Raw genomic sequence first — 990 nt, forward strand, 5'->3', positions numbered from 1 at the left:
AAGTGTGATTAAACCTTTTGGCCAAACAGTGACGGGAGCATCGCTCGATTTAGAGCATGATCGCTGGATTGACACCACGCTCGAATCGGCTACAGAAGAAGAAGCATTGCACACCATTAAAGTCATGGGCGGTGAAGATTGGGAAAGCTGGATTGATACTTTGATCAACGCAGAATCGATTGCAGATGGTTGCCAAACCGTCGCTTTTTCTTATGTCGGACCAGAAACGACCACCGATCTATCGCGATGGCACTTTAGGTAGAGCAAAGATTGATCTTCGACCAAACCACGTCACTTCTCTTAATCTCAAACTCGCCAATTTCAATGGTGGTGCTTACGCCACAGTGTGTAAGGCATTGGTGACGAAAGCCAGCGTATTTATTCCTGCACTCTCGCCTTATCTACTTGCGCTCTACCGTGTGATGAAAGACGAAAAATGTCACGAAGGATGCATTGAGCAAATGCAGCGCTATTCGCACGAAACTTACGGTACAAGACCACGTCAGTGTTGATGGCGAACGATTGATTCGGATGGATGATTGGGAACTGGCGCCTCATATTCAAAATAAAGTGAACCAGATTCTAGAAGAAATGGATGCCAATAATTTCCAAGTAATCGGTGATTACCAAGGGTTTAAAACGAGTTTTTACAGCTACAATGGTTTCGGATTTGACGAAGTTGACTATTCACAAGATATTGACTTACAAACAATTTTGAAATTAACGCCTTAGCCTACACAGTGTTCCATTATTGAGATTCAATCTTTTATTTACCCGTCCCGAACGATTTCGGGATCTTTTTTTTGGGTAACGCCAACTCTAGCCCCTTATACTAACAAGGATGTTTGCCGTCATTATAWTTTAAAACTGAAGCTCAAGCTCATTCAAACAAGGATGTTTGCTCATGGCAAATACAGAACGTTGGATTATGAGATTCCAGAAGCAATGCAAGAAAGTTGGCAGAGAATTGTCAACCTGTTGGCGTATATC

Annotated in this window: 1 pseudogene; it reads left to right on the plus strand. The window is 42.7% G+C overall.

The features are described from left to right. Positions 1 to 732: pseudogene (locus CIK04_RS27650) on the plus strand (bifunctional NADH-specific enoyl-ACP reductase/trans-2-enoyl-CoA reductase); the annotation flags it as partial. Between the last annotated feature and the right edge of the window lie 258 nt (positions 733 to 990).

The sequence above is a fragment of the Vibrio sp. 03_296 genome, from assembly GCF_002265885.1.